This is a genomic window from Paenibacillus sp. B-A-8 (assembly GCF_048572915.1).
GTDB lineage: Bacteria > Bacillota > Bacilli > Paenibacillales > Paenibacillaceae > Paenibacillus_AQ.
The window spans coordinates 2,896,551-2,911,383 of sequence record NZ_CP183882.1 but is presented as its reverse complement, the minus strand read 5'-3'; the positions used below and the strand labels follow the sequence as shown (position 1 = coordinate 2,911,383).

Sequence of the window (14,833 nt, the reverse complement as noted above, 5' to 3'; positions counted from 1 at the left end):
GCGGTAGTATGTGACACCGATTTATCCTCGATATCGGATACCAATGAGGTCCTATCCTTGTGATAGGTCGAATTAGGGTGGAACCACGAGCTGAACGCACTCGTCCCTTTCTGGGAGAGATGCGTTTTTTTGCGTTCACCACTAACAATTTTTGAGAAATGGAGGCTAACAATCATGGAGATCAAGGTAAAACTGCAAAACGGAACAATTAGAGAGGTACTGCAAGGAACGACGATTAAAGAAGCAGCAGGTGCCATAAGTACCAGTCTGAAAAAAAGTGCTGTAGCTGGAAAAATTGATGGCAGATCCGTTGACTTAAACCAACCGATCGAACATGATTGCCAGCTCGAAATTGTTACGTTGGATAGCAAAGACGGCCTGGAAATTTATAGACACAGTACAGCACATATCATGGCACAAGCCATAAAACGTATATATGGAGATAAGGGTGTCCGGCTTGGCATAGGGCCAGTGATCGAAGACGGCTTCTATTATGACATTGACATCGAGTCACCTTTATCCACGGATGACCTTGTTGCAATCGAACAAGAGATGGCGAGAATTATTCAAGAGAATCACCCGATCGTCCGCCGTGTCGTTTCACGCACAGAAGCAATCAAGCTTTTTGAAGAGATGAATGAGCCTATAAAGCTGGAGCTTATTCGTGATCTGCCGGAAGACACAGTATTAACTATTTATGATCAAGGTGAATTCTCGGATCTATGCCGAGGTCCACATCTTCCCTCTACTGGCTTGGTCAAAGCCTTTAAGCTGTTAAATGTAGCTGGAGCCTACTGGCGTGGAGATTCCAATAATAAAATGCTGCAACGCATTTACGGAACTGCTTTTCCTAAGAAAGCTCAGCTTGAAGACCACTTGCTCTTTCTTGAAGAAGCTAAAAAACGTGATCACCGTAAGCTCGGCAAGGAACTGGAATTGTTCATGTTCTCTGACGAAGCACCAGGTATGCCCTTCTATCTTCCCAAGGGAATGACAATCCGTACAGAGCTTGAAAACTTTGCCCGTGAATTACAAAGACAGAGAGAGTACGATGAAGTTCGTACACCGCTGATGATGAACAATCGGCTTTGGGAACAATCCGGGCACTGGGATCACTACAAAGACAATATGTACTTCACAAATGTAGACGAAACAACATTTGCCCTTAAACCGATGAACTGCCCGGGACATATGTTGATCTACAAAAATAATCTGCATTCCTACCGAGAGCTGCCTATCCGTATTGCGGAATTCGGTCAAGTACATCGCCACGAATATTCAGGCGCACTTAACGGGATGATGAGAGTTCGTACTTTCTGTCAGGATGATGCCCACCTCTTCGTTTTACCAGAGCAAATTGAGGATGAAATAAGCCGGGTAATCTCACTGATTGACCATATTTATGGAGTGTTTGGTTTTGAGTATAGAATTGAATTATCGACTCGTCCGGCAGATTATATGGGATCTGAAGAATTATGGGATCAGGCTGAACAATCTCTGCAAAATGTATTAAACAATCTCGGGATCGAGTATCGTGTGAATGAAGGTGATGGCGCGTTCTATGGACCTAAGATTGATTTTCATATCTTAGATGCGCTAAAACGAAGCTGGCAATGTGGGACCATCCAACTAGATTGGCAAATGCCAGAGAAATTCGATCTTACTTACATCGGGGAAGATAATCTTAAGCACCGCCCGGTCGTAATTCATCGCGCTGTTTATGGGTCGATTGACCGTTTTATGGGGATTATTACGGAGCATTATGCCGGAGCATTCCCGCTATGGCTGGCACCAGTTCAAGCGAAGTTATTGCCCGTCTCTGAGAACTACGTTGATTATGCATTTCAGGTGAAACAATCTTTAGAACAAGCTGGGATTCGTGTAGAGGTTGATATCCGAAATGAGAAGCTAGGATACAAAATCCGTGAAGCTCAGCTGGAAAAAGCTCCTTACATGCTCGTACTTGGTGAGAATGAGAAGAACTCTGGCAATGTATCCGTAAGAAAACGCGGCGAAGGAGATCTTGGCTCCAAGAGTATACTAGATATTATCGGGCAGATTAATGAAGAAATAGCTAACAAAAAATAAAGTCCAGCTCCTAATTCAAAGGTTAAAGGGCAGCCTATTCGTAGGAAAACTACGATTAGACTGCCCTTTCTTTATCACATCTGATGATTCACGATCATCCTATTTCACATACAGACGACTGCTTTCTTCCCAATATTCGCCTGGTTTGAGGCTGAACAAGCCGATCTCATCTGCTGGCAGATCTACCATTGGCGCATTCACCAGGTTGATTTGCGGTTCAGGGCAGAAGAACTGTTCAGAAGCACCATTATTCCAGATCATCCACTGCTTGTACGAAGTCCCTACATCATAAACTAAAGTTACACCAGCTTTGCTGTCCGTAAGCTCCATACGGTTACGCCCGTTCTGAGCAACAGCCGTGTAATGGTTGTCCATCGAAGCAAAATAAGGATTCACACCTTCATCACGAAGCTGAGTTTCTCCCGGCTCCAGCTCTTGGAATTTACCAGTCGGAAGCATACGGTCATTCAATTCCCAGCGATTACCGATGGTAGCTTTTACAAGATAATCTTGTGGAGTGCTACCCGGTGCGAATGGTGCATTAATTGCGGTATGGAATGCCAGCAAGCAAGGCATCACATCATCACCATCATTGTGCACTTGCACCTGTTGAGATAAGCCACCTTCACCAAGGGTATAACGTAGTTTCATTGTGTATTTAAACGGCAAATATTGATAAGAAGGATGATTCTCATCCACTTTGATGAATACGGTTACGAAGCTTTCCGTCTTACCGCTACCGAACTCTTCCACTTCCCAAGCTGCCGTATGTAAAAATCCGTGTAAATGGTTGCCCGTTGCGACTTCATTTACTGGGAGTTGATAAGTTTGACCATTCCATGGAAATTTACCATCTTCATAACGATTCGGAGGAAATAATACAGGAATACCATGGATGCCTGGACTTGCCTTAAAGGCTTCCATTTCCTCAGCGCCCGGTTCATGCAAGAAACGGTAACCGTTTTCGGTATCTCGGAAACAGATCAAATTGCCGCCGATACCTGGTAGTATTGCTGCCTCATAACGGCCAGCTTTCAACCAGATAGCTGCTTCTCCTTCATATTGCCCTTCATATGCTGTGATAGACATAATAATGTGTTCTCCCTTCCAGTGTCTGATAATTGTCTCTACTTGATAGATTACCACATCTGGTCATGACGTGACATGCCCTTTTTTACAACTGTTCCACTTCAACGCTCATGACATGATCAATTTTCTTCACATCATAATAGATCTCTGTTGCATAATCTTTATCCGGTGCTGAAATCACCATATCGATCATTTGTCTTCCATCTTCCAAATCCTTAATTTTCATTCTGCGGATTGCCCGGGATGGACTTCTAGTACTTCGTTGAGTACTAACTTGAGGCCGCTCGATTTTTTGGATCACTTCAGTAAGCACAAAATTGGCTTCCATGATGATTCTAACCGAAACTTCGTGCTTATTAAGTACTTCAGGACCAATGGAGCGAATTAAATGAGGAACCAAATTCACCGCAAACATCAGAAGAATAACCGCATAGGCTGCTTCAATATAGAAGCCTGCGCCCACAGCTATACCAATTCCAGAAGCTGTCCAGATAAGTGCTGCCGAAGTGAGACCTGATATCGCATCTCCGCCTCTTCGTAATATAACACCAGCACCCAAGAACCCTATCCCACTGACAATCTGTGCAGCCAGTCGCATCGGATCCATATTCGGATGCTCTGGTCCCGCAAACTTATCAAAGGCATGAATAGACACTACTGTTACAAGACAAGAGGCGATGCTTATGACCATACTGGTCCGAATCCCCAGCGGTTTCTGCTTGATCTGTCGGTCAATCCCGATGAACAGCCCGAACAGCATGGCCACTAATAGCTTAATTAATGATTCAATATGAAAATCCATCGTTTATTCTCCTTTCCCAGAGATACTCCATTATAACGGAAAACAGAGATAATGATTAGCTTTATTTTACATTCAAAAAAACGGCATTCCTATCCTCAATGTATATGCGCTCACGATCAATTTGATCCCGCATAACAAAGAGGATAGAATCCGTTTTAAAGGAAAATGATTTACGAAAATTTAACCATGGAGCAACGATTCTGCACCGTCACAATAGATCTCAGTTCCTGTAATATGATCTGAATCCTCGGATGCCAGAAAAAGTGCCAGCTTTGCAACTTGATCAGGACGCCCAGGTCCTTCCTCCAGCGGTTGATCCCCCTCTGGAAATTCAACAGGGATCTTTACCTCTTTGAGATCTTCGGATGGAAAAGTGTTGTCATCTATATTGGTTTTTATAGCCCCGGGACAGATCGCATTTACGCGAATTTGAAATTGCGCCAGTTCTAATGCAGCCATTTTCATAAAAGCAACCTGGCCTGCCTTTGTCGTACTGTATGCGGAAAAACCGACGTTGGAAAATACACGATTTCCGTTAATGGAGCTGTTAATCAGGATGCTGCCCCCGCTATCTTTTAGATGCGGTATCGCATATTTAACAGTCGCGAAGGTTCCGCGCAAATTAATATGAATGGTCTGATCCCAAGATTCAATATCCATCGTTTCAATGGGCGTCATGGCTCCATTAATCCCTGCGTTAGCAAAAACAATATCAAGACGCCCCCATTTCGCGGCCGCCTTGTTTATTGCTGCTTCCACTTGCGGGGGTTCAGCAACGTCGCATTCTATTACGAGGGCTTCTCCGCCTTCTTTCTCTACTTGTTTTCTAACCTTTTCTGCGTTCTCAACCGTTCTATCTAGTAATACAACTTTGGCCCCGTTTCGAGCAAACTCAAGCACGGTCGCTCGTCCAATACCGGAACCTCCTCCTGTTACAATTGCTACCTTGCCTTCCAGCTTCTTATCTGCCATGTCTAAATATCCTCCTTCTTGTCATGCAAGCCTTACAGTTAAGTTCTTTCCCTAACCTTAACCTCGCATACAGAAGTTGAATCGACAGATATTTACTTTTCCCAAGGGCGTGTCTATTCTCCCTGCCGAAGATGAATCATGAGATCATTTAATCCGGCTTCACGAATACCTTCAATAATTTGTTCAGCTAGAAGTCTTGCACCTAGAATCTGAAAATGCGTGTTGTCCTGTACGCCAACTGGATGAAAGATATATTCTCCGGGATAGCTCCACATGAACAGATCCTTCGTTCCTTCCACTCCATAGGTTTCAAAAAGCTTACGACTCTTCTCTGCCAAATCGATCAGAGGGATCTTCTCAGTCTCTGAGAGCTCCCGCATAGCTACTAAATAATCTCCATGGGTGTCTACAATTGCTTCATTAATATCAAATCTCCGCCTATGTACAGCGGTCACCAATACTGGGTAGGCTCCCGCTTCCCTAGCAACTGTAATCATCCTTAGTAAATACTCTTTATATGTAGTAAAGGGGTCGGTGTGTCTTAGATCATCACCCTTGGAATCGTTATGTCCAAATTGAATGAACATATAATCTCTAGGTCTGATAGCTGCGGCAAGATTATCCAAATGCCCTTCCTCAATAAAGCTCTTGGAGCTACGTCCAGAAATAGCCCGATTATCCACAACAAGTCCTGCTTTGAAGCAGCGTGGCAGTAACTGCCCCCAGCCAGCATAAGGATAACCTGCTTCCCCTTGATCGGTTACCGTAGAATCACCGGCCAAATATAAGACGAGTGGTTCTTTATCAGGCTCAATGTCCATTGCATTTATTCGGGGTGCAGCACCCGAGAACGTGAGCTTTAGCTGACCACCCATGATTCGTATCGCAAATGATTCTCGTACATATTGACCTGCCGGGACGTTTAAAGTATCTAATACGTACTTACCATCACCCGCTCGAATTACTGTACTGGTATCTGCTAAAGCATCACCGAGTAACAAAGAAATGCGGTAAATCCCATCAGGAATATCCAATAGGAGGACAGCTCTCTGCGGAATGCAGAAATCACTTCGTAATGTATCCGATCCTCCTCTGGAGCGCCCGAATACTGTCGAGTCTGAAGTAAACCCAAATCTCGTCTCCGGAGAGTACCTTGTATCCGGCCGAATTTTGGTGTAGCCAGGCTCTGTATCTTTAATCCCAAAGTCAAAATGATAGCTATCCAAATTCAGCCGCACCTTTCTTCATTAGAGATATTATCCTTTCAAACCACTGGTGCTGATTCCTTCTACAATCTGCTTTTGGAAGATAAAGAAAATAATCATGACGGGTGCCAAGCTAAGAACGGACATGGCGAACATTGGTCCCCAGTTGGACACGGATTCACTGTCGAGGAACATTTTTAGTCCCATAGAAACTGTATATTTAGATGGAGAGTTCAGGTACAACACTGGCCCAAGCAGGTCTTCCCAGCGCCAATAGAAGGAAAAGATCGCTGCAGTAGCCATAGATGGACGGATGAGTGGGAGGATAATTCTGAAGTATAGACCAAATTTCCCGCAACCATCAATTGTAGCCGCTTCGTCAAGTTCAACAGGAATTGTCCGAATAAACTGCAGCATTAGGAAAATAAAGAATGGAACTCCGAAGAACTGTGGAACCACGATCGGCTTGATACTATCGAGCCATTCCAATTTTGCATAAATAATATATTGCGGGACAAGCACTACATCTGAAGGAAGCATAAGCGTCATCATCATGATACCGAACCATAAGCCATGCCCTACAAACTTATTACGTGCAAATCCGAAGGCTACCAGTGAAGAAGAAACCACCGCTCCTAGAGTGGCTACAACGACGATAATTAATGAATTCTTTATAAAGACACCAAAGGAGTATCCTGCAATCCCTTCCCAGCCTTTAGCATAATTCCCCCATACCCAAGGATCGGGAAGAAGCTGCTGAGCGGTAACAAATACAAGCCGGCTCTCTTTAAAAGAGCTCATGATCATCCACAAAATCGGATACAGCATAATGATAGCGAGGCCACCGATAAGAATGTGATACAGCGGCCATTTCAGTTTCATTTTCGCCATGGATTATTTTCCTCCTTCCGATTCGTAGAAGACCCACGATTTGGATGTCTTAAACAAAATTCCGGTCATGATGCCAACTAGCAACAACATTACCCACGCCATAGCCGAAGCATAACCCATGTTATTAAACATAAAGGCCTGACGGAATAGATACAGAGAATACAACATCGTACCGTCCATTGGTCCGCCTTCACCTTTGGAAATAATATAAGCTGGAACAAAGGTCATAAATGCGCTGATCGTCTGCATGACTAGATTGAACAGAATAACTGAGCTTAGGAGGGGCATTGTAATCTTAAAAAACTTTCTGAAGAAACCTGCTCCATCTACACTAGCTGCCTCGTACATTTCGCCAGGAATATTTTTTAGACCCGCCAGAAAAATCAACATGGATGAACCAAACTGCCACACGGATAAGGTGATCAACATTATAAGCGCAGCGCTCGGATTACCGAACCAGCTTACTGGACCAAGGCCGAAAAAACCGAGCATGCCATTAATAATTCCCGTATCACTAAAAATATTACGCCACATGATGGATACCGCCACACTGCCACCTATAATAGAAGGTAAATAATAAGTTGTACGATAGGCTCCGATCATGCGCGATTTTGTATTTAGAATCATAGCCACAAATAATGCAAAGGTGAGCCGTAAAGGCACACCAATAAATACATAAAGCAGCGTCACCTTAAGTGAATGTAAATATTTCGGGTCATTCGAGAACATTTTGATGTAGTTATCAAATCCGATCCATTTAGGTGGAGCGAATAAATTATATTTAGTAAAAGAAAGATAAAGAGAAATGATCATCGGAATCAGTGTGAAGCAAAGAAAACCAATGACGAACGGACTGATGAAGGCATATCCTGTAAGGTTGCTTCGCAAACTCCGGCCTGTTAGCTTCTTTTTCTTAAAAGCCAGTGGATTCGAAGGAAGGGGATTCGTGGATGCCAAGGGTCTCCAACTCCTTTTTATGTGAATAATAAGGGAAACGGGCTGCCGCCTAACTAAATGGCATGCCGTTTCCCATGTTAGACGCAGTATAGTTATCTGTTACTTTACTACTACCGGCTGGAGAGAATGGCGTTCGCTTCTTTTCGGAACTGCGCTCCTGCAGCTGCTGGGTCAATTTTGCCGAAGTTCATTTGTTCAGCAAGGTCTGTAAGGAGTGCTACCACCTCTGGCGATCCCACTGGTGGACTCATTGGAGAAGTAGTAGGCTCCATGTCAGCAACGAACTTGAATACTTGTTTACCAGAATCCGTTAATTGTGAAGAAACAGATTCCTTAATTTTACTTGAAATTGGCACACCACGTTCACCTTTGATCAGGTTATTGGCTTCAGGATCATTAATCCAGAAATCAACGAACTTCGCTGCTTCTTCCTTCACTTTGGAATTAGAAGTAACCGACCAGTACATACTTGGCTGCATGTAAAGACCTTTTTCCATATCTGGACCAGGCATTTGTGCCAGCGCCATAGGACGATTTACAGCGATTTGCAAAGCAACATATTGGTTCGACCATTGCCATACACCGATACCTGTGCCTTTAACAATATCCGACTCTTCGATAACGCCTTTGTTTTGGCTCAGTTTGTCTTGGGTTGGAACCGCACCATCTTTAATTAAACCAGACAGCATTCCGAAAAAGTCAGTGAATAAAGCATCGTCCTCATATCCAAGCGCTGAACCATCATTGTTATATAACGCCAGCCCTTTTGTGCGCAGATAATAGTTGAAGAATACGTCAGCTGCCATGGAACCGTCGATGTATAGTCCAGCCGATTTAGCTTTCGCAGCAATTTCTTTGTATTGATCCCAAGTCCAGTTCTCTGGAATAGAATCCACTCCTGCCTTCTTTAGCAATTCTGGATCATATTGAAAACCAAGTACGTTAACACCTAGTGGAATTCCATATTGCTTCTCATTGATTACCCCGGTACTAAGTACGTTCTCATTCACATCGCCTACTTGTATCTGAGAGTTCAAATAAGGCTTCAAATCTTCAAGCTGTCCGTTAGATCCATATTGATTAATATAAGAAATATCCATTTGAACGATATCAGGAAGTCTATTTGCTGCTGCTTGCGGAGCAAGTTTTTTCCAGTAATCATCAAAGGACGCATATTCTGGTTCAATCGTTACATTCGGGTATTTGGCTTCATACATATCAATTACTTGTTGTGTATAGGAATGTCGTGTATCTCCACCCCACCAAGCAATACGCAGGGTTACAGGTTCTGCTGAGGTAGTAGCTGCAGGCTTCGTTTCCGAAGGAGCATTTGTAGCTGAGTCCGTAGCGGCAGTACTGTTATTGTTGTTACCTCCTCCACAACCCGCTAATATAGATGACAGCAACAATGGTACGGCTAGTAAAGCGAATCTCTTTTTCAAATTCATGTCCCCTTTTCCTATAATAGTGTAAAGGCTCTGATCCCTTTAGGTAGCGCTTTCATGGTTAAATTTTCTCAAATATTTAGTGATTTATGAATACAAAAAACCGTCTTGTTTGTTCAATAATCAGTTCCCTTGTGAGGGTTTCATAAATTCAGTGGGTGTCTGCCCAGTTACTTTTTTGAACACTTGACTGAAATACTGCGCATTCCCACCAAAGCCGAACATTTCAGCGAGTTCAAATACTCTTACATCACCACTATGCAAAATGTGTTCCGATGCTTTAGTAATCCGGTAATTGGTAACGTAATTAGAGAACTTCTCCCCAGTGATTTTCTTAAATATTTTCCCAAGATAATCAGGATTCATATATAACATCTCTGCAGCGACTGAGCTAAGTGACAGCTCCGCATTCTTGTAATCATCCGCAATAATTTTGAACATTTTATCTACGATTAAGGATTGGCGACAGCGGAAATGACGATCGTACATCGCTGTCAGACGAACCGCCGCATCTTTTACATAGGCTTTAAGGCCGCCTAAGGTCCTGATCTCCGCTAATTCTGCCATACTTGAAGTAAAGTTATTTCTTTCTTCAGGGACGGCTAACCTTATCATCGCAGAATACAATTGCAAAACATAAGATCGCGTTACATTTATATCCACACGCTGTTCAGCAAGCAGGTTAAATAAGCGCTCTAATTCTAACTCTACTGTACTTTGTTCGCCCGCCTTAATCAGCAGACAGATTTGCTCTTCGTCTAGTTCGATATCATTTCTTCCGCTTAGTTCATCACTAGGTAGATCACTACCTGTGATCAGACCTCCCTCTTCCATATAAAAACAGTGGTTAAGGTACTGCAGGGTCTGACGATACAATCGCCGTGAATGTATCATGAAGTCCGCGTCACTTATCGCAATGGTTACATCCACTTTGTAAAACTTGTAGAACATTTTCCTAACTTCTGAAATTCGCTCAAGCATTGTACTATTCAGCGCGGTCTCTCCTTCGACTTCCATTAGTATCAGAATAAATCCGCCGATCCTTGTACTAAGTAGCGTCTCTTGAAGCATATCCTGTGCAATATTTTGCAAAGCAAAAAGTTGTTCATATTCATAAGAACCTTCCAGTCTGAACAAGATCAAACGCACCATTTTGTCATTTAATTCGATACCTAGCAGCTCCTGATAGTACTCTAGATCTTGACTTCCGTATGTTTTGTTAGAGATCCATTCCTTCAAAAATTGTTCCTTCACATGTGGTAGAACTTTGGTAAACCGTTGTTTCATGTCATTTACAAAATCTGTCCGGCCCTTTAGTTCATCGAGCTCTGCTACCAGTTCAATTAGTGCATCATGAATTTGATTTTCGTTGCAAGGCTTTAGCAAGTAATGTTTCACGCCGTGCTGCATAGCGATACAGGCGTAGTCAAAATCCTTATACCCCGTCAACATAACGAACTTCAACTCAGGAAATCGTTCACTACATTTCTGTACCAAGCCTAGTCCATCCAAACCGGGCATAGAAATATCAGTGATCACTATGTCAGGACGAAGCTCCTCTATTTTCTCCAAGGCTTCTATCCCGTTTCGCGCCGTACCCACCAGCTCAGTTCCTGCCTGTGCCCAGTCTACTACCTGCGATATGCCTTCTAGTATCAACCGTTCATCATCAACCAGCAGTAACTTATACATTCTATAGCACTCCTTTTAAATAAGGTATACGTACATGTATTATCGTTCCTTGGCCTGGCTCACTTTCAATCACTGTACCCCATTCTGAACCAAACACGATTTGAATACGCTCTGCGATGTTCGCTAACCCTATGCCTTCGCCACGTGTCTTGATTCTACCCTGCTGCAAATCTTTGATGAACTCCGCACTCATTCCCGGCCCATTATCACTAACACGAATATCAAGTCCATGCTCCTCCTCACTCACGGTTATAGATATAGTACAGGGTTCAATATTAGGTTCTAATGCATATCGGATCGCATTCTCGATCAGTGGTTGAAGTGTCAGCTTCGGGATTAAAGCGTCATGTAAATGCTCAGGGAAATCCATCCGGAAATCAAGTCTATCGTCAAACCGTGTTTTTTGGATAATGACATAATTACGCACGATAGTAAGCTCTTTTTCAATCGTAATCAAAGGGTCTTTAAGACCGATCGAACTGCGGAACAAGTACCCAAGAGCCTCAACCATTTCAGAAATTTTCGCTTGCTTGTTCATCTTCGCTAACCAATTGATCGATTCAAGGGTATTGTATAAAAAATGCGGATTAATCTGTGCCTGCAGCGCTTTAAGCTCGGTCTCTCTAATAATGAGCTGCTTCGCGTAATTCTCATCGATGAGTTCTCTAATTCTGCGGATCATCATTTTAAAGGTACGGTTAAGCTGACTTACCTCGTCCTGCGCAGTTTGCGAAACTACACCTAGAGATTGTTCCTCCAGATTATCCAGATCTCCCTTTTCGATTTGTTTCATTTTTTTAGTCAGCTTTGAAATCGGACGAACAATACTTCGAGCTAATCGATAACCTAAGAGCAGTCCAATTAATAGTATGAGCGCGAAAATGATGACGACCAGTTTTTTAACAAAAGTAATATGTTTGAACATCTCATTGAATGGGGTGGCATTGATATACATCCATTCCATATAAGATGATTTAGTCTTCGTGATAAAATAAGTTCCTTCTTCATACTTGGCTGTCCGATAGAGCTCAGAACGTTCCGTTTCCTCTTTAAGCTCCGTTGGCAGTAATATTGGAGCTTGAGGATAAACCGCCAGCCCTGACATCGCATCAACAACAATCAACTGATCGCCATCCGAAGTATTACTTGTGCTATCGGCTATAATGCGATCAATTCGAATACGGATAACTAACGTCCCTAGATCGGCCAGCGTAAAGGTTGACCCTGTATAAGATTTAATCTGCCGAACAGCCAAGAGTGAATTTTTATTTCCTTGGGGATACCACACTATGCTACCCCCAGCTTCCTTAGCCAGAGGTTTTAATTGATCCTGAAGATCCTGTGATACACCCTCACGATTTCCTGCGGTCATAGCACCGCCATTCGTATCCAACAGCATCATAGAATAGACATATTTCTCAGCTCCTGCAAAGGCAACTAACCTGTTAATGATCTTGTTATGTAGAACCTGTCTTTCATACGGCTGAGGATCATCCTGCAACTGACGAAGGCATTCCTGTATTTGCTCATCAGAGACCACGTTAAAAGAAAGTTGTTCCAACTCTCTTAAAGTACTTTCTATACTGATCGATGACATCCCCAGCACTTCGGATGCCTTTTCATAGATTTGCTTGTCATAAATTCGATAAACATACTGCAGGACGGTTAAAGAGAATAGAAAGGACAACAGCAGTAAAAAGGAAATGATCAATATCATTTTATTAAAAATACCCGAACTTCTGTAAGCGCTGACATTCTTCCAAAACATAAGCATCCTCCAATTCACTCCAAACCCTTATTATGGGAAGTAATATTTATCATCACTCTATCCTATCATAAATGATATTGAAGTATTTGGGAAAAACTGCAACAAAAAGGACTTAAAGTGAAATCCAAAGTCAGACTTCACTTTAAGCCCTTATCATGAGCCTATGTCACATTTACAAAAGACTAACCAAGCACCATTCGATCATCTGCCAGTTTATGACCACTGATGGCCTCAAATTCTCCCAGTAAGCGTTCTACCGTAAGATCCTGTTTGCGTGTTTCGTCAATATCAAGGATAATACGTCCCTTATCCATCATGATAAGACGATTCCCAAGGCGAATTGCCTGCTCCATGTTATGGGTAACCATAAGTGTAGTCAGCTTCATCTCGCGGACGATTGACTCTGTCAGTTTAGTTATCAGCTCCGCACGTGACGGATCAAGTGCAGCTGTATGTTCATCTAGTAGCAAAATCTGCGGTTGGGTGAAGGTTGCCATTAGCAAACTCAACGCTTGTCTTTCCCCGCCAGATAATAACCCCACCTTAGCCCGTAGACGGTTTTCCAATCCGATCCCGAGCCGGCTTAACTCCTCGCGAAACTTCGCCCGTCTCACTGTATTTACACCGAAGGATAATCCTCTGTTCTTTCCTCTTTTATATGCCATCGCTAAATTCTCTTCAATCGTCATCCGTGGAGCCGTACCTGCCATAGGATCCTGAAAAACACGTCCGATCCAGCGACTACGCTGATACTCTGCTAAATGGCTTATAGAATTCCCTTCAATGCTAACTGAACCGAGATCCGGCTTCATTACACCAGAAATGATATTCATGAGTGTAGATTTACCTGCGCCGTTGCTGCCAATAATGGTGACAAAATCGCCGGGGCGAAGCTCCAAATCAATACCGAGCAGCGCAATCTTCTCATCTGGAGTCCCAGGATTGAACAGCTTAGATACGTTATCAAGCTTAAGCATCGATAGTGCCCCCTCTCTTGCTGCTAAGCGCTTGTTCAGCTAATTCCACTGAACGCTTACGCGCTAAATTCTTCTGCTTCAAGAAACGCTGAATCGATGGGAATACAAGTGCGAAAATAACGATAATTGCTGTGATCAGTTTAAGATCCGAAGGTCTCAACCATGGAACATACAAAGCCAGCGCAACTACGATTCGGTAAACAATAGACCCCAGAACAACTGCCAAAGTTGCACGGAACACATTTCCAGCCCCGAAAATAGCTTCACCTATGATTACCGAAGCTAAGCCGATAACAATCATCCCTATGCCCATTGAGGAATCCGCAAAAGTAGAATACTGAGTAATCAGCGCACCCGAGAGTGCCACCATTCCATTAGATAGACTGACACCGAGAATGGTTGTATTATCCGTGTTTACACCCAGACTGCGGATCATTCTTGCATTATCTCCGGTAGCCCTCAAAGCAAGCCCAAGATCCGTACGCAAGAATAAATCCATTAGGATTTTCACAAATAGAACAACAAAAGGAAGAACAAGAAGTGGATTAATGGACGAGAACAACGTAGTATCACCCATTAGTGACCAGTTAGGCTTACCGCCAAATATTCGCAAATTAATGGAATAAAGTGCAATCATCATTAGAATCCCGGATAACAATCCATTAATCTTGCCTTTCGTATGTAGTAGACCCGTACACATTCCTGCCAACATCCCACCAGCAATAGCAGCGAGTGTGGCCAACCACGGTGCATAGCCATTAGTAATCATAACAGCGGCAATGGCACCGCCTGTAGTAAAGCTACCATCGACAGTCAAATCAGGAAAATCCAAAATGCGAAAAGTAATATATACCCCTAAAGCCATAAATGCGTAAAGCAGACCCATTTCCACGGCCCCAAGCATTGAATCATACATAGAAGTTTTCCTCCTTCAAGCGGCAAGGGGC

The 14,833-nt window shown here is 43.2% G+C and carries 12 protein-coding genes; 1 reads left to right on the top strand and 11 read right to left on the bottom strand.

Annotation, left to right across the window (positions count from 1 at the left end):
* Positions 1 to 174: 174 nt before the first annotated feature.
* On the top strand, positions 175 to 2,088 hold the full coding sequence (thrS, locus tag ACN6MV_RS12580) for a threonine--tRNA ligase (protein ID WP_419886471.1): 1,914 nt from the start codon (positions 175 to 177) through the stop codon (positions 2,086 to 2,088).
* Between the two features lie 99 nt (positions 2,089 to 2,187).
* Here the strand turns inward: thrS and ACN6MV_RS12575 are convergent, their stop codons facing one another.
* The 11 genes from ACN6MV_RS12575 to ACN6MV_RS12525 all read right to left on the bottom strand — a co-directional run bounded on the left by ACN6MV_RS12575 (position 2,188) and on the right by ACN6MV_RS12525 (position 14,802).
* Positions 2,188 to 3,177: an aldose 1-epimerase gene (locus ACN6MV_RS12575; RefSeq protein ID WP_042126935.1), complete on the bottom strand. Its 990-nt coding sequence runs from the start codon at positions 3,175 to 3,177 to the stop codon at positions 2,188 to 2,190.
* Positions 3,178 to 3,262: 85 nt separating this feature from the next.
* Positions 3,263 to 3,979, bottom strand: coding sequence for an MgtC/SapB family protein (locus tag ACN6MV_RS12570; RefSeq protein WP_042126933.1), 717 nt, complete (start codon positions 3,977 to 3,979; stop codon positions 3,263 to 3,265).
* Positions 3,980 to 4,159: 180 nt separating this feature from the next.
* Positions 4,160 to 4,951 (bottom strand): SDR family oxidoreductase, encoded by a 792-nt coding sequence (locus tag ACN6MV_RS12565; protein WP_042126931.1) that lies wholly within the window; start codon positions 4,949 to 4,951, stop codon positions 4,160 to 4,162.
* 113 nt (positions 4,952 to 5,064) lie between these two features.
* Positions 5,065 to 6,177, bottom strand: a complete 1,113-nt coding sequence (locus ACN6MV_RS12560) for a rhamnogalacturonan acetylesterase (RefSeq protein WP_419886470.1) — start codon at positions 6,175 to 6,177, stop codon at positions 5,065 to 5,067.
* Between the two features lie 30 nt (positions 6,178 to 6,207).
* Complete coding sequence (locus ACN6MV_RS12555; RefSeq protein WP_042126927.1) at positions 6,208 to 7,047, bottom strand: carbohydrate ABC transporter permease; 840 nt, start codon at positions 7,045 to 7,047, stop codon at positions 6,208 to 6,210.
* 3 nt (positions 7,048 to 7,050) lie between these two features.
* On the bottom strand, positions 7,051 to 7,971 hold the full coding sequence (locus ACN6MV_RS12550; protein WP_042132108.1) for a carbohydrate ABC transporter permease: 921 nt from the start codon (positions 7,969 to 7,971) through the stop codon (positions 7,051 to 7,053).
* A 143-nt stretch (positions 7,972 to 8,114) separates the two neighbouring features.
* Entirely contained in the window at positions 8,115 to 9,452 is a 1,338-nt protein-coding gene (locus tag ACN6MV_RS12545; RefSeq protein WP_419886469.1) for an extracellular solute-binding protein, read from the bottom strand.
* A 120-nt stretch (positions 9,453 to 9,572) separates the two neighbouring features.
* Complete coding sequence (locus ACN6MV_RS12540) at positions 9,573 to 11,141, bottom strand: response regulator transcription factor (RefSeq protein ID WP_419886468.1); 1,569 nt, start codon at positions 11,139 to 11,141, stop codon at positions 9,573 to 9,575.
* Between the two features lies 1 nt (position 11,142).
* On the bottom strand, positions 11,143 to 12,909 hold the full coding sequence (locus ACN6MV_RS12535; protein ID WP_419886467.1) for a sensor histidine kinase: 1,767 nt from the start codon (positions 12,907 to 12,909) through the stop codon (positions 11,143 to 11,145).
* A gap of 182 nt (positions 12,910 to 13,091) precedes the next feature.
* Positions 13,092 to 13,886, bottom strand: a complete 795-nt coding sequence (locus ACN6MV_RS12530) for an ABC transporter ATP-binding protein (protein WP_042126919.1) — start codon at positions 13,884 to 13,886, stop codon at positions 13,092 to 13,094.
* Positions 13,879 to 14,802, bottom strand: coding sequence for an ABC transporter permease (locus ACN6MV_RS12525; protein WP_042126916.1), 924 nt, complete (start codon positions 14,800 to 14,802; stop codon positions 13,879 to 13,881). The genes ACN6MV_RS12530 and ACN6MV_RS12525 overlap by 8 nt, the downstream gene beginning before the upstream one ends.
* Positions 14,803 to 14,833: the final 31 nt, after the last annotated feature.

Bases quoted from the DNA above. Each gene is read 5' to 3' on its own strand.
- thrS (WP_419886471.1), top strand. From the start codon at position 175: ATGGAGATCAAGGTAAAACTGCAAAACGGAACAATTAGAGAGGTACTG.
- ACN6MV_RS12575 (WP_042126935.1), bottom strand. From the start codon at position 3,177: ATGTCTATCACAGCATATGAAGGGCAATATGAAGGAGAAGCAGCTATC.
- ACN6MV_RS12570 (WP_042126933.1), bottom strand. From the start codon at position 3,979: ATGGATTTTCATATTGAATCATTAATTAAGCTATTAGTGGCCATGCTG.
- ACN6MV_RS12565 (WP_042126931.1), bottom strand. From the start codon at position 4,951: ATGGCAGATAAGAAGCTGGAAGGCAAGGTAGCAATTGTAACAGGAGGA.
- ACN6MV_RS12555 (WP_042126927.1), bottom strand. From the start codon at position 7,047: ATGGCGAAAATGAAACTGAAATGGCCGCTGTATCACATTCTTATCGGT.
- ACN6MV_RS12545 (WP_419886469.1), bottom strand. From the start codon at position 9,452: ATGAATTTGAAAAAGAGATTCGCTTTACTAGCCGTACCATTGTTGCTG.
- ACN6MV_RS12540 (WP_419886468.1), bottom strand. From the start codon at position 11,141: ATGTATAAGTTACTGCTGGTTGATGATGAACGGTTGATACTAGAAGGC.
- ACN6MV_RS12535 (WP_419886467.1), bottom strand. From the start codon at position 12,909: ATGTTTTGGAAGAATGTCAGCGCTTACAGAAGTTCGGGTATTTTTAAT.
- ACN6MV_RS12530 (WP_042126919.1), bottom strand. From the start codon at position 13,886: ATGCTTAAGCTTGATAACGTATCTAAGCTGTTCAATCCTGGGACTCCA.
- ACN6MV_RS12525 (WP_042126916.1), bottom strand. From the start codon at position 14,802: ATGTATGATTCAATGCTTGGGGCCGTGGAAATGGGTCTGCTTTACGCA.